Annotated in this window: 29 protein-coding genes and 1 other annotated feature; of the genes, 28 read left to right on the top strand and 1 reads right to left on the bottom strand. The window is 35.3% G+C overall.

Annotated elements, in window-relative coordinates; genetic code table 11:
* Position 1 precedes the first annotated feature (1 nt).
* The 18 genes from UMR38_04890 (at position 2) to UMR38_04805 (ending at position 14,963) form a co-directional block, all read left to right on the top strand.
* Positions 2–841, top strand: a complete 840-nt coding sequence (locus UMR38_04890; protein MEC9485190.1) for a stage 0 sporulation family protein — start codon at positions 2–4, stop codon at positions 839–841.
* Complete coding sequence (locus UMR38_04885; GenBank protein ID MEC9485189.1) at positions 825–1,592, top strand: tRNA1(Val) (adenine(37)-N6)-methyltransferase; 768 nt, start codon at positions 825–827, stop codon at positions 1,590–1,592. Before UMR38_04890 ends, UMR38_04885 begins: the two co-directional genes overlap by 17 nt.
* The gene (gene rsmI / locus UMR38_04880; protein MEC9485188.1) at positions 1,579–2,418 is read left to right on the top strand and encodes a 16S rRNA (cytidine(1402)-2'-O)-methyltransferase; all 840 of its coding nucleotides are present in this window, start codon (positions 1,579–1,581) and stop codon (positions 2,416–2,418) included. The genes UMR38_04885 and rsmI overlap by 14 nt, the downstream gene beginning before the upstream one ends.
* A gap of 64 nt (positions 2,419–2,482) precedes the next feature.
* The gene (gene metG, locus UMR38_04875) at positions 2,483–4,435 is read left to right on the top strand and encodes a methionine--tRNA ligase (protein ID MEC9485187.1); all 1,953 of its coding nucleotides are present in this window, start codon (positions 2,483–2,485) and stop codon (positions 4,433–4,435) included.
* A 63-nt stretch (positions 4,436–4,498) separates the two neighbouring features.
* A complete protein-coding gene (locus UMR38_04870; GenBank protein MEC9485186.1) occupies positions 4,499–4,642 on the top strand; it encodes a hypothetical protein in 144 nt (47 codons plus the stop codon).
* Between the two features lie 92 nt (positions 4,643–4,734).
* Positions 4,735–5,127: a hypothetical protein gene (locus tag UMR38_04865; protein MEC9485185.1), complete on the top strand. Its 393-nt coding sequence runs from the start codon at positions 4,735–4,737 to the stop codon at positions 5,125–5,127.
* A complete protein-coding gene (locus UMR38_04860; protein MEC9485184.1) occupies positions 5,111–5,287 on the top strand; it encodes a hypothetical protein in 177 nt (58 codons plus the stop codon). Before UMR38_04865 ends, UMR38_04860 begins: the two co-directional genes overlap by 17 nt.
* Entirely contained in the window at positions 5,254–6,036 is a 783-nt protein-coding gene (locus tag UMR38_04855) for a GGDEF domain-containing protein (GenBank protein ID MEC9485183.1), read from the top strand. The genes UMR38_04860 and UMR38_04855 overlap by 34 nt, the downstream gene beginning before the upstream one ends.
* A 41-nt stretch (positions 6,037–6,077) precedes the next feature.
* A complete protein-coding gene (locus UMR38_04850; protein ID MEC9485182.1) occupies positions 6,078–6,683 on the top strand; it encodes a hypothetical protein in 606 nt (201 codons plus the stop codon).
* A gap of 110 nt (positions 6,684–6,793) precedes the next feature.
* A complete protein-coding gene (rplM, locus tag UMR38_04845) occupies positions 6,794–7,228 on the top strand; it encodes a 50S ribosomal protein L13 (protein ID MEC9485181.1) in 435 nt (144 codons plus the stop codon).
* A gap of 11 nt (positions 7,229–7,239) precedes the next feature.
* A complete protein-coding gene (gene rpsI, locus UMR38_04840; protein ID MEC9485180.1) occupies positions 7,240–7,635 on the top strand; it encodes a 30S ribosomal protein S9 in 396 nt (131 codons plus the stop codon).
* A gap of 113 nt (positions 7,636–7,748) precedes the next feature.
* Positions 7,749–9,173 (top strand): glutamate--tRNA ligase, encoded by a 1,425-nt coding sequence (gene gltX, locus UMR38_04835; protein MEC9485179.1) that lies wholly within the window; start codon positions 7,749–7,751, stop codon positions 9,171–9,173.
* 175 nt (positions 9,174–9,348) lie between these two features.
* Positions 9,349–10,020, top strand: coding sequence for a hypothetical protein (locus UMR38_04830; protein ID MEC9485178.1), 672 nt, complete (start codon positions 9,349–9,351; stop codon positions 10,018–10,020).
* 107 nt (positions 10,021–10,127) lie between these two features.
* Complete coding sequence (locus UMR38_04825) at positions 10,128–10,325, top strand: cold-shock protein (GenBank protein MEC9485177.1); 198 nt, start codon at positions 10,128–10,130, stop codon at positions 10,323–10,325.
* 112 nt (positions 10,326–10,437) lie between these two features.
* Positions 10,438–11,772: a cysteine--tRNA ligase gene (gene cysS / locus UMR38_04820; GenBank protein MEC9485176.1), complete on the top strand. Its 1,335-nt coding sequence runs from the start codon at positions 10,438–10,440 to the stop codon at positions 11,770–11,772.
* Positions 11,772–12,128, top strand: a complete 357-nt coding sequence (locus UMR38_04815; protein MEC9485175.1) for a ribonuclease III domain-containing protein — start codon at positions 11,772–11,774, stop codon at positions 12,126–12,128. Before cysS ends, UMR38_04815 begins: the two co-directional genes overlap by 1 nt.
* A 94-nt stretch (positions 12,129–12,222) precedes the next feature.
* A complete protein-coding gene (locus tag UMR38_04810) occupies positions 12,223–12,522 on the top strand; it encodes a hypothetical protein (protein MEC9485174.1) in 300 nt (99 codons plus the stop codon).
* Positions 12,523–12,791: 269 nt separating this feature from the next.
* Entirely contained in the window at positions 12,792–14,963 is a 2,172-nt protein-coding gene (locus UMR38_04805) for a sodium-translocating pyrophosphatase (GenBank protein MEC9485173.1), read from the top strand.
* 62 nt (positions 14,964–15,025) lie between these two features.
* On the opposite strand, the gene UMR38_04800 is transcribed toward UMR38_04805, so the two are convergent.
* Complete coding sequence (locus tag UMR38_04800) at positions 15,026–16,291, bottom strand: L-serine ammonia-lyase, iron-sulfur-dependent, subunit alpha (GenBank protein ID MEC9485172.1); 1,266 nt, start codon at positions 16,289–16,291, stop codon at positions 15,026–15,028.
* A gap of 126 nt (positions 16,292–16,417) precedes the next feature.
* On the opposite strand from UMR38_04800, the gene rlmB reads away from it, so the two are divergent.
* The 10 genes from rlmB (at position 16,418) to UMR38_04750 (ending at position 21,926) form a co-directional block, all read left to right on the top strand.
* Entirely contained in the window at positions 16,418–17,131 is a 714-nt protein-coding gene (gene rlmB / locus UMR38_04795; GenBank protein MEC9485171.1) for a 23S rRNA (guanosine(2251)-2'-O)-methyltransferase RlmB, read from the top strand.
* A 9-nt stretch (positions 17,132–17,140) separates the two neighbouring features.
* Positions 17,141–17,683 carry a sigma-70 family RNA polymerase sigma factor gene (locus tag UMR38_04790; protein MEC9485170.1) on the top strand — a complete coding sequence of 181 codons (543 nt, stop codon included), beginning with the start codon at positions 17,141–17,143 and terminating at the stop codon, positions 17,681–17,683.
* Positions 17,684–17,738: 55 nt separating this feature from the next.
* Positions 17,739–17,885 (top strand): 50S ribosomal protein L33, encoded by a 147-nt coding sequence (rpmG, locus tag UMR38_04785; GenBank protein MEC9485169.1) that lies wholly within the window; start codon positions 17,739–17,741, stop codon positions 17,883–17,885.
* A gap of 12 nt (positions 17,886–17,897) precedes the next feature.
* Positions 17,898–18,326, top strand: a complete 429-nt coding sequence (gene secE / locus UMR38_04780) for a preprotein translocase subunit SecE (GenBank protein MEC9485168.1) — start codon at positions 17,898–17,900, stop codon at positions 18,324–18,326.
* 4 nt (positions 18,327–18,330) lie between these two features.
* Entirely contained in the window at positions 18,331–18,876 is a 546-nt protein-coding gene (nusG, locus tag UMR38_04775) for a transcription termination/antitermination protein NusG (GenBank protein MEC9485167.1), read from the top strand.
* A gap of 127 nt (positions 18,877–19,003) precedes the next feature.
* Positions 19,004–19,432 (top strand): 50S ribosomal protein L11, encoded by a 429-nt coding sequence (gene rplK, locus UMR38_04770; GenBank protein MEC9485166.1) that lies wholly within the window; start codon positions 19,004–19,006, stop codon positions 19,430–19,432.
* 76 nt (positions 19,433–19,508) lie between these two features.
* Complete coding sequence (gene rplA, locus UMR38_04765) at positions 19,509–20,198, top strand: 50S ribosomal protein L1 (GenBank protein ID MEC9485165.1); 690 nt, start codon at positions 19,509–19,511, stop codon at positions 20,196–20,198.
* A gap of 23 nt (positions 20,199–20,221) precedes the next feature.
* Positions 20,222–20,350 (top strand) — a sequence feature (ribosomal protein L10 leader region).
* A 20-nt stretch (positions 20,351–20,370) separates the two neighbouring features.
* Positions 20,371–20,880, top strand: coding sequence for a 50S ribosomal protein L10 (gene rplJ, locus UMR38_04760; GenBank protein ID MEC9485164.1), 510 nt, complete (start codon positions 20,371–20,373; stop codon positions 20,878–20,880).
* A 16-nt stretch (positions 20,881–20,896) separates the two neighbouring features.
* On the top strand, positions 20,897–21,262 hold the full coding sequence (rplL, locus tag UMR38_04755; GenBank protein ID MEC9485163.1) for a 50S ribosomal protein L7/L12: 366 nt from the start codon (positions 20,897–20,899) through the stop codon (positions 21,260–21,262).
* A gap of 76 nt (positions 21,263–21,338) precedes the next feature.
* Positions 21,339–21,926, top strand: coding sequence for a methyltransferase (locus UMR38_04750; GenBank protein MEC9485162.1), 588 nt, complete (start codon positions 21,339–21,341; stop codon positions 21,924–21,926).
* The last annotated feature ends 65 nt before the right edge of the window (positions 21,927–21,991 follow it).

Below are 21,991 nucleotides of genomic sequence, written 5' to 3'. Positions count from 1 at the left end.
TATGGCAAATACCGTTGTCGGAATCCGGTTTAAACCGGTAGGTAAAAAGTATTATTTTGATCCTAATAATATTGAGTTAGAACAATACGACAAAGTCGTGGTAGAAACAGTTCGTGGGATAGAGCTTGGAGAAGTTATTGAAGAACAAAAAGAAATTGCAGACTCAGAAATAATTTCTACATTAAAACCAATCTTAAGAAAAGCGACCAATAAAGATTTGATGGATCACTATCAAAATGAAAAAGACATTAAAGGTGTGATAGAACGCACACAAGTACATGTCAATAATAATCAGTTAGAAATGAAACTGCTTGGCGCTGAATACACCTTAGACCGCAGCAAATTAATCATTTATTTCAACGCAGAAGGTCGCGTTGATTTTCGTGAGTTAGTTAAAGACCTAGCAAACGAGTTCCATTTACGCATTGAATTGCGACAAGTAGGAACACGGGATGGTGCTAAATTCTTAGGTGGCATCGGACCATGTGGATACTTATTGTGTTGTACAACATTTTTAGGCGATTTTGAAACCGTATCTATTCGAATGGCCAAAAATCAAAATCTATCACTAAATCCTAATAATATTTCAGGACTTTGTGGCAAATTATTATGTTGTATTCGCTATGAGAATGAGACCTATAACGAGTATAAAAAAACATTGCCAAAAGTTGGTAGTGAAGTAGAAACTGTGGATGGATATGCCAAAGTGATTGCTGTTAATGTCATCAACCAATCGGTTCGAGTTTTAACACAAGAAGATGGCGTTAAAAGTTATGAACTTGAAGAGTTAGTCACAATTAAAGAGTTTGATGGTGATGATTCAAATGGCTACGAGGAATAAGTCAGAAGAGGTCATTCACGAGTTACTTGGATATGAGCATTTAAAAATTATACAACGTCCTGATGTGTTTAATTTCAGCTTGGACTCTACCCTCCTAGCTGATTTTGTCATTCCCTTAACAAAAACCAAAGAAATTATAGATTTAGGGACAGGTAATGCGCCTATCCCGTTATTTTTGACATTGAAAACAGATGCGCACATCACCGCTGTTGACATACAAGAAGCTGCTGTGGATTTGGCAAAAAGAAGTGTTGAGTTGAATCAGTTAACGCATCAAATAACTGTTTTACACAAAGACATTAATCAGATTCATCAAGCATTTGAGAATAGCCAGTTTGATATTGTGACCTGTAATCCACCATTCTTTAAATACAAGGCATCTTCTCATATCAACGAATCAACATTTAAAACTATCGCTAGACATGAAGTGAAGGTGACTTTAGAAGATATCGTCTATGAGGCTAAACGGTTATTAAAAACCAAAGGCTCGTTATACATGGTTCACCGGACCAAACGTTTACTAGAGATATTAGATACCTTGAACCGCCATCAGTTTGGCATAAAACGTATGCGGTTTGTCTACCCGAAAAAAGGTAAAGAGAGTAATATGGTCTTAATCGAGGCTGTAAATAACTCAAATGCTGAACTATCATTATTAGAACCACTTTATGTGCATAATGATAAAGGATATACCGATGAGATTAATCGAATCTTTAATTTTGGAAAAGAGGATTCACATGAAACGGACTAAACATTTTGAGAGTGATCGTGCTACTTTATATCTTGTCGCAACACCAATTGGTAATTTAGACGATATGACTTTTCGGGCAATCAACACACTGAAGTCGGTCGATAAAATATATTGTGAAGATACAAGAACGTCACGTACGTTGCTTGAACACTATCAAATTGATAAACCTTTAGATAGTTATCATGATCATAATAAAACCACGAAACAGCACCATATATTAAACGACTTAAGATCAGGCTTATCCATAGCCCTCATTAGTGATGCAGGGACACCTTTAATTAGCGATCCTGGATATAGTGTTGTTAATCTTGTCAAAGAAAGTGGGTTTGTTGTTGTCAGTATTCCTGGCCCAAGTGCCTTTTTAACCGGATTAAGTGTGAGTGCCTTACCGACACATCCATTTATCTTTTATGGCTTTTTACCAACAAAATCAAGTAAACTAAAAACCGCATGTGAAGGATTAAGAAAAGAACCCTATACATTAATCTTCTACGAAAGTCCTCATCGCATAAACAGTACATTAGAAACGCTTTATCATGTCTTTGGAGACCGGAAAGTTGTTATAGCCCGTGAACTCACGAAACGCTATGAAGAGACAATCAGTGGTACTTTAAAAGAACTTCAAGACCTCCCACCACTAAAAGGGGAACTTGTACTTATCTTAGAAGGCTTTCAAGATGAACCAAAGGATCAAGAGGTGAATCTTTTAGATGAAGTGTACGCTTTGATTGATCAGGGTGTTTCATCAAAAGAAGCGATCAAGGTCATTGCAAAACGTCATGATTTACCAAAAAATGATGTGTACCAGTTATACCATAAAACATAATGACATAAGTTGAAAAAAATACATGAACATATATAATGAAAACAAGATACTAGGAGTGATTCATATGAGTAAAACATTTTATATAACAACCCCAATTTATTATCCAAGTGGGAAATTACATATCGGTAATTCCTATACGACTGTGCTATGTGATACAATGGCACGCTATAAAAAGATGCGTGGATTTGATACATGGTATTTAACGGGTATGGATGAACATGGACAAAAAGTGGAGACAGTCGCAAATGAACGAGGAATCAGCCCACAAGAACATGTTGATTATATTGCCGATGAAACAAAAAAATTATGGGATGTTTTAGATATTGAGTATGATGATTTTATTCGGACGACTGAAGAACGTCATGAAACGGTTGTGGCCCAAATATTTGACACTTTGTTAAAACAAGGAGACATTTACTTAGGACATTATGAAGGATACTATTGTATTCATGATGAATCTTTCTTTACTGAAACCCAATTAGAAGAGGGACATATTTGCCCAGATTGTGGACGTAAAACAAAACTTGTCAAAGAAGAATCATACTTTTTAAAACTGTCTAAGTACCAAGATTGGTTATTAGACTATATCGATGAACACCCAGACTTCATCACCCCAGAATCACGTAAAAATGAGGTTGTACGTTTTATTGAGTCAGGTTTGCAAGACCTAAGCGTATCACGCACAAGCTTTGACTGGGGCGTATCAGTAAAAAGTAATCCTGAACATGTTATTTATGTTTGGATTGATGCTTTAAGCAATTATATTACTGCCTTAGGATATGGTAGTGATAATGATGATAAATTCCAAAAATACTGGCATGGTGATGAAGTAGTCCATGTAGTTGGAAAAGATATATTAAGATTTCATGCCATTTATTGGCCAATTATGTTAAAAGCATTAGGGATTGACGTTACCTTTAAATTATATGCCCATGGATGGTATATGATGAAAGATGGTAAAATGAGTAAATCAAAAGGTAAAGTTGTCTATCCAAATCAACTTATCGAACGATATGGATTAGATCCTGTCAGATATTACTTATTGCGGGAGATTCCTTATTCGGGAGATGGTGTGTTTACACCAGAAGATTTTGTGGCTAGAATCAATTATGACTTAGCCAATGATTTTGGAAATCTTGTGAACAGAACAATTACAATGATAAATAAATATTTTGATTCGAAACTAACAAAACCGACAAAGAGTTTCTTTGAAGTTGACGCCGACTTGAAGGCAATGATTGCACAAACAATTCAGTCTTATGAACAGTCAATGGAGAAACTTGATATTAGTGATGCGATTAAGACAGTATGGACATTAGTCTCAAGAACCAATAAGTATATTGATGAAACTGAACCATGGATATTATCAAGAGATGAAGAGAAGCAAGCGGCACTTAATGGTTGCCTATATACCTTGGTTGAAAGTATTAGAATCATTGGTATTTTATTGAAACCTATCTTATTAAAGGCATCAGATGCATTGTTTGAACAACTTAATATTGATGATAACTATCAAACATGGGAAAGTTTAGCGTTTGGGCAATTAACAGATGTTCACGTCACAGATAAGCCTGTACCAATCTTTCCGAGACTTGATCAAGCGGAAGAAGAAACATACATCAAAAATATGTTAACACCTCCTAAAAAACAACCCGTTGCCCCAAAAGAGAAGAACACTAAAACAAAACAACAAGTAGACTATGCAACAATTGAAGACTTCACGAAATTAGACATAGTTGTAGGGAAAGTAGTATCAAGTAAGCCCCATCCGAACGCTGATCGATTATTAGTAAGTCAAATTGATACTGGTGATCGTGTTAGACAAATTGTCTCAGGGATTAAACCATACTATAGCGCTGAGGAATTTACGGGTAAAAAAGTTGTCGTTATTAAAAATCTGAAACCAGTAAAATTAAGAGGGGAACTGAGTGAAGGAATGATTCTTGCAGGGAAGAATAAGCAATTATTAGAAGTCTTAACTGTTAACGAACTTGACAAAGGCGATAAAATTTCATAAAAACAATCCACACAAACGCCGACAAAAGTTGGCGTTTTTCTCAAAATGAGGTGAACCATAGTCATGCGCAATAAAAAAAGAGTCATCATTATTGTTGGAATCTTTATTATTGTATATGGGATTATGTTGGCATTTATTATTCTTGGATACAAACAAGATAGAGATGCTATTTTGATAATGCATACGATGAATTATCAATTCAATTAAATGGAAGAATCGATCATTATGAAGAATTCACACACTATTACTATCAGGATTTAATTCTCGATGAGAGCATCTTATTTCGATATAATGAAGCAGTGAAGGGAAACGAAAATACAAGAAATGCCATCCGGGATGAATTGTATGATTATTACTTACCGGACTTTACTGTTATGGAGACCTATAATATTGATCAATTTAGCTTTTATTTACCTGACGGGACACTGTTTTTACAAATGCATGAACCTAGTATATATGGTGAAAAGACAGATCGGTATAGTGTTGAATATGTGAATCAAGAAGCCTCTTTTATTTCAGGTTTTGAAATGCGAGATACCAGTAATCAGTATCATTTTCTCTTTCCCCTAACTTATCAAGGTGAGCATATTGGGACAGTAGATTTTAGTATCTCCGTTACAGAAACTTTACAAGAACTATCACATCGGTTTGATAACAAAGACTATATGGTCATTGTTGAAACGCTTAATTGATGAGTATATTGATGCGGATGTATTTAATGATTACACAATGAGTTTCTCTGATGAGTATTATGTTGAAAGACGATATTTTGAAGAGTCTGATTTTAATGTATTGCCGGATTACCTTTTCAATAAAGATTGGGTGATATCAGTCAAAGTCGACTGGACTTAACTACATATGAAGAAAAATATATCAATGGTGAACATGAAGGATCAAACTATGATTTTGTCTTTATTCCAATAGAAAATATCGAAGGAAATGAGATAGGATATTTCATAAGTACCTATTCAGGTAACATATTTGCCCAGCTTCAAATGCGCTATATTTCATATGCCATCGGCGCAACGCTCTTTGTATGGAGTTCTTTTGCGTTTATTTTAGTGATTGATATTGGTCGCAGACGGTTAAAAAACATTAGTCAACACGACCCTTTAACAGGGAGTTATAATAGACGCTATTTAGATCAATTTTTAGAAAATGAAATTGCTCGAACAAAACGGACAGGAAACCCATTTAGTATGCTTTTGTTAGATATTGATTTATTTAAAGACATTAATGATACTTATGGACACTTAAAAGGTGATGAGGTCCTTGAAAACCTTGTGAATACAATTGATAATCATATTCGTCAAGAAGATATCATTGCTAGATTTGGTGGCGAGGAATTTATTATTGTGTTAGTCAACACACCAAAAGATAAAGCGCTTAAGAAAGCTAAACAATTGAAACATCTTATTGAAAACTCAAATATTGCGAACATCAATATTACGGTATCACTTGGTGTGACTGAGTACACTGAAGAAAGTACGATTGATTCATTAATACATGAAGCAGATAAAGCTCTTTATTATGCCAAAGAAACAGGTCGTAATCGTGCCGTATTATATGATATGGAAATGGATAACAACCAAGATGCATAAGTTTGTATTTAAGGCTAACAATAAAATGGAAGGGTGAATCGATGAAACGATTATTTACTAGTGTTATTTTAGGTATGTTGTTTATTGTTCAATCGGTTAGCGCGGATGTTGCATTTGTGTATTCACCAGTCACAGTCGCGACAGATGACTGTGAGAAGAGGATTTATTTTGATTTGTTGATCGATGAATCGGTGTATACACTTAATACAGAGATTAACACACAAAACTTCATGCATGTCACAGATATTACTCATCTAGAATATTTAAACAATACAGGATATATGAGTTACTCGGCTTATTACCCAAATGCCTCTGTAGAAATCAGTGAATGCCATGCGCGATTTTATGATCTGCCCAATCAAAATATTGCATCTTATAAGATCATTGCCTATGATCAAGAGGGTAGAACAGTTGCTATATCAGATGAGAAAAATGTCGCTGACTTACTTGAAGCAAATGACACTTTAAGTGGTGGAAATGTCTATTATTATTACGATGTCACGTCAGAGACATTTGAATTAGATACACATACATATCCACAAGATCACTTTTACATAGGACCGAATTTTTATCTTATTATATTTGGGATTATTTTGGTGTTAAGTCCGGGCGTTTTATGGGTACTCAGAAAAACAAAAATGTTATAAAAAACAAGAAATCAACAAGTAAAATAAGTTGACAAACTCAGGGAAATACTATATTATATAGACCGGTACATTTACACCCACGCCCACAATAAAATTATTGGAGGCTAGTTATGAAAACATTTATGGCAAATAAAGACAATATCAAGCGTCGTTGGCTTGTTGTTGATGCGAAAGGTAAACGCGTTGGTCGTTTAGCGACAGAAGTCGCAACATTACTTCGTGGAAAACACAAACCAACATTTACACCACATGTAGATTGCGGAGATTACGTTATTGTAATTAATGCAAAAGACGTTGAACTGACTGGAAACAAATGGGATCAAAAGAAATATTACAGACATTCTCGTTATCCAGGTGGATTAAAACAACCTACGGCTCGTGATTTAAACAACACGTTCCCTGAACGTATTGTTGAGCATGCTGTTAAAGGTATGTTACCGAAAGGTAAATTAGGACGTCAAGTTGGTAAAAAACTATTTGTTTATGCTGGGAACGAGCATAAGCATGCAGCGCAACAACCTGTTGCGTATGAATTGAAAGGTTAGGAGGAATAAACATGGCTAAAGAAGTAGTATATAGAGGAACAGGACGTAGAAAACGCTCTGTTGCACGTGTTATGTTAACGCCTGGAACTGGTAAATTCATTATCAACAATCGTCGTTTTGATGATTATATTCCATCTGCAGCTGTACGTTTAGATGTTGAACAACCACTCGCACTGACTGAAAACATGAAGACTTTTGACATCGAGGTAAACGTTAAAGGTGGCGGAATTTCAGGACAAGCCGGAGCAATCCGTCATGGACTTACACGCGCATTACTTGAAGTAAACCCTGATTACCGTAAAACCTTAAAAGTAGCGGGCTTAATTACACGTGATCCGCGTGTTAAAGAACGTAAAAAATACGGTCTTAAAAAAGCACGTCGTTCTCCACAATTCAGTAAACGTTAATATTTATTGCCAACAAAAAACACAACATCCCACGTTGTGTTTTTTTAATGATTAGGTTGTAAAAAGGGTATAACTATACTATAATATTTTTAACGCACTAAGGAGTCGATAATATGAAAAATGTACGCGTAAGATATGCGCCAAGTCCTACAGGACACTTGCATATAGGAAATGCTAGAACAGCACTGTTTAATTATTTATTTGCTAAACATCATAAAGGAAATTTTATTGTCCGGATAGAAGATACGGATACCGCTAGAAATGTAGAAGGTGGATTAGAGTCGCAACTTAAGTATTTAAAATGGCTAGGAATCGATTGGGACGAATCGATTGACCAAGATGGTGGATATGGGCCGTATCGTCAATTAGAAAGACTTGATATTTATAAGCAGTTCGCAGAAGAATTGTTAGAACGTGGTCTTGCTTATAAATGTTATTGTACTGCAGAAGAACTTGCAGAAGAACGTGAACAAATGATTAAAGCCGGTAAAGATAAATTGCACTATTCACGAAAATGTCTTTATCTAGAGGAAGAGAAGGATCTCCCATATACACTAAGATTCAAAGTGCCTGACGATGAAAGCTATACATTTAATGATCTTGTTAAAGGTGAGGTTACCTTTCAAAGTGAGGATATTGGTGACTGGGTAATGGTTAAACAAAATGGAATACCAACCTATAATTTTGCCTGTGTTATTGATGACCACCTCATGAAAATAAGTCATGTATTAAGAGGAGAAGATCATATTACTAACACCCCAAAACAAATGATGATTTACCGCGCCTTTGATTGGGATATTCCAATCTTTGGCCATATGACTTTAATCGTTAATGAAAACAATAAAAAGTTATCAAAGCGTGATCACTCAATTATCCAATACATTGGACAGTATCAAGAACTTGGCTATTTACCGGATGCTTTATTTAATTTTATTTCATTGTTGGGATGGTCGCCTCAAGGAAAAAAAGAAATTTTAAATAAACAACAATTAATTCAAATGTTTGATGAAAAACGGTTATCTACATCACCTGCCAAGTTTGATACAGAAAAATTAGCCTTCATTAATAACCGATATATAAAGAAATTAAATGCTGAAGATGCTGTCGAACTATGTATGCCGCATTTAATTGATGCTGGGATTGCTCAAGAAAAAGATAGTGAATGGATTGAACAACTTGTTACGATGTTACAAGATCGTATGAGTTACGGGAGAGAAATTGTAACCTTATATGACGAATTCTTTAATCAACCATTTGAACTTGATCAAGAAATGGTAGAGTTTTTAGAACAAGAAGGCGTTAATGAGACGTTAACAGTATTCAAAAAGTTAATCACAAAAGCAGAAAGTTTTGACCCAAATACAATAAAAGAGTTAATCAAACTCACACAAAAAGAATCTGGCGCAAAAGGTAAAATGTTATATATGCCTTTACGAATCGCAACCACTGCACAGATGCATGGACCAGATTTACCTAAAGCACTCGCTTTACTGGGTAAAGATTCAGTTTTAGAAAGATTGGATAAAGTAATAAAATAAAGAGCGATATACTTAAGTATCCTATAGCTTTAATCTTGTTTTACTTGATGTATGGATATTTATGGAAATCTTATCAGTACTACTGTATTGTCTTTCCGCATACATCTTTGTTGACTGTAAGTGGATAAATGATTCCCATAATAGAAGTCAATAGATGCTCTAATGAGGTGACGATATGAAAAAAGAAATAATTATTCCATTAATAGTATTCATTATGCTCGAATTAGGTGTACTAGTTCCGAATAGTATTTTAGCTTTCGGATTTCGCAGAATTTCTAGTTTAGAGGTGTTTAATCGCATAACAGGTCTAATTATCTTAATCACTGTTGCGGTTCGACTTGTTTTTCCATTCACAATCGTTCAGTTTGGTTATATCCGTGAATCTGGCAAAAAGATTCTATATGCTTATAGCGCTATTTTAGGACTCATCGCATTAGAGGCCTTAATGATGCTTGTTACTGGGCAGTATAATTTTACCATGTTAAATATAAATAATTCATTCTTAATGATCATTGGAACTATGTTCACAGTGTTATGGATAGGGATAATTCTCTATGCATTGATAAACGTTATTACGTATTTTCATTATGAAAGTAATCAAACAGTTAGAGTGACCTGTATCATCATACTTATAATGATGTTCTTACAGATTCCTGTTGTTGATACATTTATTCGGCGTAGTATCTATAGAACACTTGGTCTACGAGCATCTTACTTTACCTACACCGCCCTGAAACTTCTGATGATAGCGGTTGTTCCTGTTTTTTATACATATTTTGTCTATATCGCGATAAAAAGACAAGAAAATGAAGACCAAAAACAGGTTAGTAACATTACTACATTATAGAGTTATGCGCCAAAGTGTGACCTATTTACGTAAAAGCATTTGCATTTCATAATAATCTATTATATAATAATGATAGAAACAAAAGAAAGAAAAGGAGATTTATTTTAATGACAGGTACTGTAAAATGGTTTAATTCTGAAAAAGGTTATGGATTCATTACATCTGAAGAAGGTTTAGATATCTTTGTTCACTACAGCGCAATTCAAGCTGAAGGGTTCAAGAGTTTAGACGAAGGACAAGAGGTTGAATTCGAAGTTGTTGAAGGAGACAGAGGTCCTCAAGCAGCAAACGTTGTAAAACTTTAATAAGAATTAACAAACAGGAGCTAAGCTCCTGTTTTTTTGTGCTTATGCTTTAATTGACAAAGCTTACAAAAAGGGGTAAACTTATACTTGCAAATATAAAGGAGTGAAAGCGATGAAGATATTTAATTCTTATACCAATCAGTTAGAAGAGTTTGAGCCAATCCATAAAGGTCAAGTGAACATGTATGTGTGTGGTCCAACGGTATATAATTATATTCATATAGGAAATGCGCGGCCTGTTATCTTTTTTGATACAGTTAGACGCTATTTTGAACATCGCGGCTATGACGTGAAATATGTATCTAACTTCACAGACGTTGATGATAAAATAATTACCAAAGCGATTGAATTAGAAAAAACAGAAAAAGAAATCACGAACCACTTCATCGATGCTTTTTTAAAGGATGTTGAAAAAGTTCATTCTAAAACTGACTATATAAAACCACGTGTCACAGAATATATGGATCACATCATTGATTATATCCAACAAATGATTGATAAAGGCTTTGCTTATCAAGTGGATGGAGATGTCTATTTTAGAGTTGATAGAGCACGTGATTATGGATACTTATCCAATCAGAGAATCGAAGATTTAGAGACTGGTGCGAGAATTCATGTTAATGAGAAGAAAGAAAATCCTCTTGATTTTACCTTATGGAAAAAAACAGATGTAGGAATCACATTTGATGCGCCATTTGGAGAAGGTAGACCAGGATGGCATACCGAATGTGTGGCGATGATTGATGATGTATTTGGTGAAAAAATAGATATTCATGGTGGTGGGAGTGGATTAATGTTTCCGCATCATGAAAATGAAATAGCCCAATCGTTAGTTTTAAATAATCACACCATCGCAAACTATTGGATGCATAACGGATTATTAAACATTGGGGAAGGGAAAATGAGTAAAAGTGAGGGGAACGTCATCTTAGTCAAAGATTTAGACATAGACCCGAATGTCTTTCGATTATTTACCCTGTCAACCCATTATAGAAGTCCAATTCAATATACCGAAGATGTCTTAGAGACATATCAAACTGAATGGGATAAAATTATGCGTGTGTACAAACAAATCTATGTAAAACTAGATTTAGGTGATATGTTGCAAGGATCAGGCAAAATTCATCCTAAGCTATTAGAACTTTACAATGATTTTCTAACGGCAATGGATCATGACTTTAATACGCCAAACGCTATTACAGTATTACAAGAACTTGTTAAGTTAGCTAACCAGTTTATCCGTCAAACAGATGATTTAGAATTATTACGTTCGGTGTTAGAAGTTATGGATGAGATATTTAGTGTCTTTGCCTTGCGGCCAGGACTTAGCCCAATGCCTAAAGATGATAAACAACTTTACCGCGACTGGGAACATGCCCGTCAGGATAAAGATTTTGAAAAAGCAGACAAAATCCGTTCAGAGTTACAAGAAAAAGGTATTTTATAATGACTTATAATGGCGTAACATTAGCTTATATAGGAGACGCTGTTTTTGAACAAAAAGTACGGATCCATTTATTAAATAGTGGTATTGAAAAAGTTGAGCATTTACACCAAGCCGCAACTAAGTATACGAGTGCCATAGGTCAAGCAAAAGCCTATCGAGATATTGAAGATACGTTGACAGAAGAAGAAATAAGAATCTTCAAAAAAGGACGTAACGCTACCTCAAGAAAACCGACAAATATGTCGCGTGTAGATTACCAAACTGCCACAGGATTTGAAGCGCTGTTAGGATATTTACATTTATCGCATAAAATGGACCGTATTGATGCTTTATTAGATAAAGTGTTTAACACATGAATGACGTCGGATTCATGTGTTTTTTTATGATATACTTTGTCTGAGGTGATATGTAATTCAGCAATTAGAAAAACAATACTTCCTCGCATTAGACATGCTGGAACAGGTCATTGATAAAACGCATGATCAATTATTAAAGAAAGAGCTGGATGGACATTATGTATGGCAAGAAATATATCATGCATTAATGGGATCTTATTTTTGGTTCCGATTAAAGAAAAAGCCTTTCAAACAACCATATAATCAAGCTATCTACTTCCCAGAATTAGAAGAAAAGGCTAAAAAAAATCTAGATAAAGCTGATATAAATCACTTTTTAATAGATGTAAAACGACGGGTAAGTAATTTTTTGATCATGATAGCATGTTCTTATATGAAAAAACCCTCTTTATGAGACATTGACAAACCTAGACGATGTCTTAATGCAAGTGCGTCATATCATGTACAATGTTGGTTGATTGAACCATTTTTTAAGCCAATATCATTCAGCTTAAAATGGATTGATTATTATGGTACTTAATTAAGGTAAACAATGCACCAATAGTGGTGCATTTTTTTTAAAGGTTATAAAGAGTGTTTTAATATAAAAGATTAGTCGGATGACTTCTTGACAATACTTTCATAAACCAAGTATAATAATACATATGAAACGGAGGGAATTACATGAATACAGTGTTATTTTTATCATTAGGAATTTTAATATCAATTGCCGCATTAGGCTATGCTTTTTATTTGTACAGAACAATTTTAGGTTTCAATGAAGGTAAGGACCGTGTTAAAGAAATTAGCTCTTACATTAAAGAAGGAGCACACGCGTTCCTAAGAAGTGAATATAAGGTAATCTTTTCTTATATTGTAATTGCTTCTATCGTTATCTTTGTTGGTTTTTATTTTGGATATGATCACATTTCTGGATTAACCGAAAACAGTAATAGTAACATTGTGGTTGAACAAACACAGTATTCTGATCTGTTTTACGCTCTTGGAACATCTTTAGCATTTGTTTTAGGGTCACTTTTTAGTTTATTGGCTGGATATGTCGGAATGAAAAGTGCAACTCATGCAAACTCACGTACAACCACTGCCGCAGAAGAAAGTGGCATTATTAAAGCGCTTGATGTTGCGTTTAAAGGTGGAAGTGTCATGGGAATGAGTGTTGTTGGATTTGGCCTCTTAGGGCTGTTCATTGTACTTGCCTTATCATTTGCATTTGGACTTGATCCATACGAAGCAATTACCTACGCAGCTGGCTATAGTTTGGGAGCCTCATCGATTGCATTATTCGGTCGTGTTGGTGGGGGAATTTACACCAAAGCAGCCGATGTTGCGGCTGACCTTGTTGGAAAAATTGAAGCCGAAATTCCAGAAGATGATCCACGTAATCCAGCCGTTATCGCAGATAACGTTGGTGACAATGTTGGTGATGTAGCTGGTATGGGAAGTGACTTATTAGAGTCGTATGTATCAAGTGTTATTGGGGCGGCTACCATTGCAGCTTTAATCTTTACATCAGCAGAAAGAATGAATGGTATTCTATTCGTTACGACCGTTGCTTTTAGTGGTGTGTTATCTTCTATTATTGGCTCGTTCTTTGTAAAAGGTAAAGAAGGAAAAAGCCCATTTAAAGCATTGAAAATGGGGACTTATGTGAGTGCTGGACTATTTATTCTATTTACCTTTATCACTAACTTTATTTTTAAAGACACAATTAATTCTACATTATATACTGATCCTAGTGGGATTTTTATGAATATTAGAAACTTTGCCTTTGTTTATGCACCGTTTATTAGTATTATTATTGGATTATCAGTTGGCGTATTGATTGGACTTGTATCCGAATATTATACTGCAGCAGAATATAAACACGTTGTGAATATCGCGAAACAATCAGAAACAGGTCACGCGACCAATATTATTGCTGGGATTTCTACGGGAATGGAGTCTACATTAATTCCTATTATTATCTTAGCCATAGGAATTGTATCATCTTATTTAGTTGGCGGACTATTTGGTGTTGGACTTGGCGCAGTCGGTATGTTATCAACAGCAGGAATTACCATTAGTGTCGATGCGTATGGACCAATTGCTGATAACGCAGGTGGAATTGCTGAAATGAGTGGACTTGATAAACGTGTCAGAGCCATTACCGATCAGCTTGACTCAGTGGGTAATACGACTGCGGCGATTGAAAAAGGGTTTGCGATAGGATCTGCAGCGATGACATCTATAGCTCTATTTAGTGCTTTCATCCGCAAAGCTAATTTAGCGGTAATTGATATTGCAACACCAGAGGTTATGGCTGGTTTAATTGTTGGTGCGATGCTTGCTTTCTTCTTCTCATCAATGGTTATTAAATCAGTGGGTAAAGCAGCGAATAAAATGATCGAAGAAGTCAGACGACAATTTCGTGAGATACCAGGTATTTTAGAGGGTAAAGATAAACCTGATTATGCACGATGTGTTGAAATATCTACAGCTGCAGCGCTAAGAGAAATGGTAGTACCAGCATTACTTGCAATTATGACACCACTAACCGTTGGTTTCTTATTTGGGGCAGAAGTGCTTGGAGGCCTGCTTGCTGGGACATTAGCAACCGGAATTATGTTAGCCATTTTTATGGCTAATGCTGGTGGTGCTTGGGACAATGCGAAAAAACTGATTGAAACCGGCGAGTTCGGTGGTAAAGGGAGTATTGCCCATAAAGCAAGTGTCACAGGAGATACTGTAGGGGATCCATTTAAAGATACTGCTGGACCATCAATTGATATTTTGATCAAATTAATGACAACTATTTCATTAGTCTTCGCAGCTGCATTTGGATTAGGTATTTTCTAGAAAACACAATTAAATTAAAAGATATCAACTTTTGAACAGTTGATATCTTTTTTTGATATGGATTAAATTAACTCAATGATTCCTTTATTTGCACCCTTTAAAATTTCGTTATTTAGTTTCCCAAGATTAGCAATTGTTTTATCTAAATCTTGATTATTAAGACCAGTACCATCACATGTGCCAGGATGATCAAGAGACATTTTGCCAGCAATCATACCGTTCATGGCGGCAAAGGATACTTTGTACGTGCAGGATAATTTAGCACCATCACAAACATATCCCATTGAAGATGATAAATATAAGTTGATGGCATCTTTGATTTGTTGGTCGCTACCATCTTTTAAGAATGCGGTAACTGCAGCAGCACTACACCCAGTCGCATGTCCTGTGCCGCATAGGACTGTCACAACACTCATTTGTTGTTTGACATAGACGCTTGTTAGAAATGATAAGACCACAAGTTGCTTGGTTTGTGAATCATCTAATTCGAAAACATCGGAAAGAAACATCGGTGTAATTAAGGTTCCAATACCTAAGTTACCACTGCCAGCAACACCATAGACTGTATAAATATCACCCAGCATCCGTTTACGAGAAGGGACAGTGATATGTTTGCGTAAGAAATTACTTAAATCATATAGGCATTGGCGCTGTGGACCTTTTATATCTTCACTTAGATAATTCCCTTTTTCTTCTTTAATTGCTTTACGGGCGTTTTCATACTGGTTTTTAGCAGTCTCGAACAGTTCGTCTAAACCATCAAAGTTATTTTTGTGGACATAAGTTAGTATTTCGTCATAATTATCAATAGTATATTTGTTTACGCGTTCCAATAAGGCGGTGCGTTCGAATTCCTTTAACGCCTCTTTATTTCTAACGACTTTAATGACATTGTCATAGGCATCTTTAATAATAATTTTCATAGTGTCGCCTTCATGAGATGTCATTGTGAGCTCTTCATAAAGGACGGTATCGTCGAAGGCGCGATGTTCAATCGTAACGTCAATAGCCTCTAAAAGGGATTGAACTTCGCCAATATCATCATCTGTAACACTCTCAAAGACACTGAGTTGTTTTTTAGGGTCTTTTAATAAAATGCCGAGCGCAAGGGCTTCTTCAAGACCACTCTTACGAAGTCCAGGGACACCGACATTAACACTGTTTTTATAAAGCTCTTCACTCATGATTAAATGAATGCTTTTGATGGTCTTGTTTCTCAGTGCATAAGCCCCGATTGAAGCGATGTATCCAACAACACCAATATCAGTACATCCCATGGTTTTAGTAATATTTGCATTTAAGATTCTCATTGCTTGATAATTATCCATAAACTCACCTCAAAATTCACTTATCCATTATACACGTAAAACGCTTTCAGTACAATAACTTTCTCCTTTTTTCAATAGGAAAAGTATTGAATGTGTGTTACAATAAAAATCGTAGGAAGTGATAAAATGGCAACCAAAATCACAGGATTAAATGTCATTCGCGAAGCCATCAAGGCAAAGCGAAAAATTTATAGACTGTATACCCTTGAAAACAATCGTAATGATGTTATTAACATGGCTCAAAAGGCTGGTATTCAAATAGAGTATAAACGGAAAGATGAGTTAGAAGGATTGTATGATCGTGTCCACCAAAATATACTCGCAGAAGTTGAAGACTATAGAATGCTTGCTTTAGAGCATGTCTTAAGTAAACAAAAAGAGAATAAGGTCATTATCATGTTAGATGGGTTAGAAGACCCTCATAATTTAGGCGCTATTTTAAGAAGTGCCGATGCATTTGATGTGGACGCTGTGATTGTTCCAAAACACCGCAGTGTGCATTTAACAGACACCGTTATAAAAGTTTCTACAGGCGCTATAGAATATGTGGATGTTGTCCAAGTGACAAACCTAAACAATACCATTAAAACATTGAAGGATTCTGGGTTCTGGATTGCAGGAACTGACATGGAAGCCAAGCAAACTATCCAACAATTAGATGTTGATATGAATCTATGTGTTGTTATTGGAAGTGAGGGTAAAGGGATGAGCCGTCTTGTAAAGAAAAATTGTGACTTTATTGTTAATATCCCGATGGGGGGACATGTGAATAGTTTAAATGCCAGTGTCTCAGCGGGTATCATTATGCAAGAAATATACCACAAAAAACATAATAAATAAGGAGGCAGTATGACGATTTACAAACATAATGATTTTAAGATCATCGACCAAATCCGTGAGGGAAACAATGATGCCTTAGAACTTATGTTTGAGAAATACTCGCCGTTAATTTCGAAAAAGATAGGATATTATAACCTAGCGTACATGTATGACGACATGGTTCAAGAAGCCTACATGATGCTTCATAAAAGTATCTTAACTTATGATACCTCTTATAATAAGACATTCACACGCTATTTTGAACAGAACTTAGATCGCATGTATATAACATATATTAATAAGCAAGTCAGACGAACCGAGATATTTTATGAGAATGTCGACTATATTTTTGAACACAATCATCATACCCAAGATAAGAGTGTTTATTATGATTTGTATAAAAAAGAAATAGAAAATATCTTGACAAATCGTGAATTTAGTATTTATATATTAAAGGAAATAAAAAATTATAGCGTAGATTATATTTGCAAAAGACTAGAAATCCCAGAAAAAGTGGTGTACAATTCAGTCTATCGAGCAAAACAAAAAATAAAAGCACATTTTGGGATGTGACTTGACAAAGTCGCATTATTTTGCTAAATTATATATTTGCAAGAGAGTTGGTATTATGAGACAAAAAGTTATCTTAATTTGTACTGAGTGTTTATCGAGAAATTACAGTATACAAAAGAAAAAAGAAGATAAAGAACGATTTGAAACGAAAAAATATTGCAAACATTGTGGAAAACACACACTCCACAAGGAAAGCAAATAGGAGAGAATAAAAATGGCAAAAAAACCGACAGATTTAAAACCGAATAAAGTCTTAGAGATTTTAAAGAAAGAATATCCATTCGAACGCGTATTATTAGGCGTTTTAGGGATATTAGTACTTGTATTAGGTGTTTACTTAATTGAAGGAAGAGAGTTAACCATCAGATATACTGATTTATGGATCTTCAATGAACCATATAAAATAACAATCTTCAGTATCTTTGTTATAATTATTGGTGCAATCTCATTCTTAATGGCAATCTGGCCATTCTTCGTACCAAGTTTTGCTGAAATGCGTAAAGTAAGCTGGCCTGGTCGCGATATGATCTTAAACCACAGCGCAAGAGTATTTGGATTTATTATTATCATTTCATTATTCTTCGTCTTAGCAGATTTTGGACTTCGTCCATTGTTTGAGTGGATTCGCACTTTAGGAGTGTAAAACAATGAGTAATCAACCAGAACGTCAATGGTATGTTGTACAAACCTATTCTGGTTATGAAAATTCAGTGAAGGTAAATCTTGAACGTCGGATGGAATCAATGCAGATGGAAGATAAAATTTTCCAAGTCGTGATTCCTGAGGAAGTACGTATTGAGAAAAAAGCAGATGGGACTACCAAAGAAAAAATGGTTAAGATTTTCCCTGGTTATGTATTCATTGAATTGGTTGTAACTGATGATTCATGGTTTGTGGTCCGTAATACACCTGGTGTTACTGGATTTTTAGGTTCAAGCGGTGGCGGTACTAAACCTGTTCCATTACCACCTGAAGAAATCAATCCAATCTTGAAGAAATGTGGGCTTATGGAAGTACCTACAATCGATGTAGAAGTTGGCGAGAGCGTCAAAGTTATTACGGGGCCATTTGCTAATCAAGTTGGTAAAGTTGATGAGATTGACGAAGAGAAACGCGAACTTAAAGTGTTGGTGGATATGTTCGGTCGCCAAACACCTGTCGAACTGTCATTTGATGATATTGAAAAAATATAGATTAAGACTTGACAATGAACTAATAAATATAGTAAAATAGCATGGCATGGATTATGGCATGCTATTTTTTGAGTGGAAGGATTAATCGTCCAATGACCACATCACGAAGCAAGAGGAGGTGTCTTTCGTGGCTAAAAAAGATGTAAAAACCGTTGTAAAATTACAAATCCCAGCAGGTAGAGCTAACCCAGCGCCGCCAGTCGGTCCAGCATTAGGACAAGCAGGTGTTAACATTCAAGAATTTTGTACAAAATTCAACAATGAAACTAAGGAGCAAATGGGGGATTTAATTCCTGTTGAAATCACTGTATTTGAAGACAGAACGTTTAAATTCATCACCAAAACACCACCAGCAAGTTATTTACTTAAAAAAGCAGCTGGTATTGAAAAAGGTGCAGGTGATCAATTAACTGAAAAAGCTGGTACTGTAACAAAAGCACAATTAAAAGAAATTGCAGAAGTAAAAATGCCTGATTTGAACGCAAATGATATTGAGGCAGCAATGAATATTGTAGCTGGTACCGCAAGAAACATGGGAATCCTAATCGAAGATTAAACATTTAGTTGTAACATAAATCTACAACTATTTGTGGGAGGAGTTTCCGTTAGACCACATTTAGGAGGTAAAGAAAATGGCGAAAAAAGGAAAAAAATTCTTAGCTGCTAGTGAACGTGTAGAAGAAAAAGCATATGATGCACGGGAAGCAATTAATCTACTTAAAGAAATTTCTTTTGAAGGATTTGATGCATCTGTAGAACTTGCAATGCGTTTAAATCTAGACACAAGAAAAGCAGATCAAAATTTACGCGGAGCAATCGTCTTACCACACGGGACAGGTAAAACTAAACGTGTATTAGTATTTGCGACAGGGGATAAAGCTAAAGAAGCTGAAGAAGCTGGCGCAGATTATGTAGGTGAAGATGAATATATCCAAAAAATCCAAAAAGGATGGATGGATTTTGATACAGTAGTCGCAACACCGGATATGATGAGTAAAATCGGTCGTCTTGGTCGTGTACTTGGACCAAAAGGATTAATGCCTAATCCAAAAACCGGTACTGTCACAATGGACGTTGCTAAAGCAGTAGAAGAAATCAAAGCAGGTAAAGTAGAGTACCGCGTTGATAAAGTTGGTAACATTCATGTTACATTAGGGAAAGTATCATTTAGCGTTGATCAAATCCTAGAAAACTTTAAAGCAATGTATGATACTATCGTAAAATTACGCCCTGCTACCGTTAAAGGTGTGTACATTCAAAATGTAGCTGTCGCATCGACAATGGGTCCTGGTATCAAAGTTGACAAAGATACCATTTTGTAATAAAATAAGTAAGCAAATAACAATCAAATAGAAACGTTATGTCGAAGACTTAGGTGCTTTATTTATAAAGCTTAATATCCTAACGAGAGAAACGAGTTATAAGATATTTATACCTCTTTTGTCTATGACATAAGAGGTTTTTGTTTGGATCACATTTCATGGAGGTGGAAGCGTGTCACAAAAAGCAATTGAGAAGAAGAAACAACAAGTCGAGTCGTTAAAAGAACGTTTGGAAAATGCCAATAGTTTTGTCATCGTTGATTACAGTGGGTTAACTGTTGAGCAGGTAACAAAGTTACGTGTGGCGTTACTCGAAAATGATTGTGAAATGGCTGTTATTAAAAATAACATTTCAAGACGAGCAACAGAAATGGCTGGCTACAAAAATGTTGCGGATGTATTAACAGGACCTAATGCTATTGCATTTAGTAACGCTGATAGTGTCTCAGCAGCAAAAGTCATCTATGAATTTGCAAAAGATAATGAAGCATTAGAATTAAAAGTTGGTGTTGTTGATGGTGAGTACATGGATCACGAAAACATCCAAAAGATCGCAACAATCCCATCAAGAGAAGAACTATTGACTATGATTGCATCGGGAATCTTACAACCAATCAAAGAAATTGCAATCGCCCTTGATCTTATGACCAAGGAACAAGAAACTGAAACTGAAGAAGCATAAATAGGAGGAATGAAAAATGGCTTTAGAAAACAAAGAAATCATTGAAGCGTTAAAAGAAAAAACGCTATTAGAATTAAAAGACTTAGTTGACTTAATGAAAGAAGAATTTGGTGTTGACCCAAGTGCTGTAGCTGTAGCTGCTGCAGGACCTGCTGAAGCAGACCAAGGACCTACCGAAGTATCTGTAATCTTAGAAGATTTCGGTGCTAAGAAAATTCCAGTTATCAAAGCAGTACGTGGAATTACTGGTTTAGGATTAAAAGAAGCAAAAGCTTTAGTTGATAGTGCACCTGCACCAATTAAAGAAGAAATTAGCCCTGAAGAAGCTAACGAAATTAAAGAACAATTAGAAGAAGTTGGAGCAACTGTTACAGTTAAATAACAACATGTAAACAAATGACCTGAGTTTTAACTCAGGTTTTTTGCCTATTATGGTAGAAAAATAAGGAGTTGGTAGAATGCCACATTATTTTTCAAACGATACAGATGTCAAAAGTAACCGTAAGCAAGTTACTTTTGATATCAATCACATCCCAATTACGGTCTACACTGATCATGGTGTATTCAATAAAGGGTACTTGGATTTAGGCACACAAATTCTTTTAAATACAATAGAAGTTGATGATTCATCCCATGTGTTAGATTTAGGATGTGGGAGTGGTATCATTGGCATCTATCTTACAAAGAAGTTTCATGTTGATGTTGACATGGTTGATATCAATGAACGTGCTGTTGCACTGACAAAAGATAATCTGACATTAAACAATCTATCACAAAAAATATGGCAATCTGATGGTTATGAGAATATTAACAGAAGTTATGATATGGTAGTTTTAAACCCGCCAATTCATGCTGGTAAACGTGTTGTTTATCGATTGTTCGAACAAACCAAAGAGCATTTGAACCCAGGTGGTAAATTTGTCATTGTGATGCATAAAAAACATGGTGCAAAATCCGCAATAAAAAAACTGAACAGTATATTCAACGATGTACGTATCGTGACGCGCGACAAAGGATTTTATGTAATAATCGCGAAAATCATTTGACTATTTGACGATAGTGTGATAATATATTAAATTGCGATAACGCGCGCTTTTTTGCGTATATAGAC

The organism is Candidatus Izemoplasma sp., from assembly GCA_036172455.1.
GTDB lineage: Bacteria > Bacillota_I > Bacilli_A > Izemoplasmatales > Izemoplasmataceae > JAIPGF01.
The sequence above is the reverse complement of the archived record's forward strand: the minus strand, read 5'-3'. Positions and strand labels throughout refer to the sequence as shown.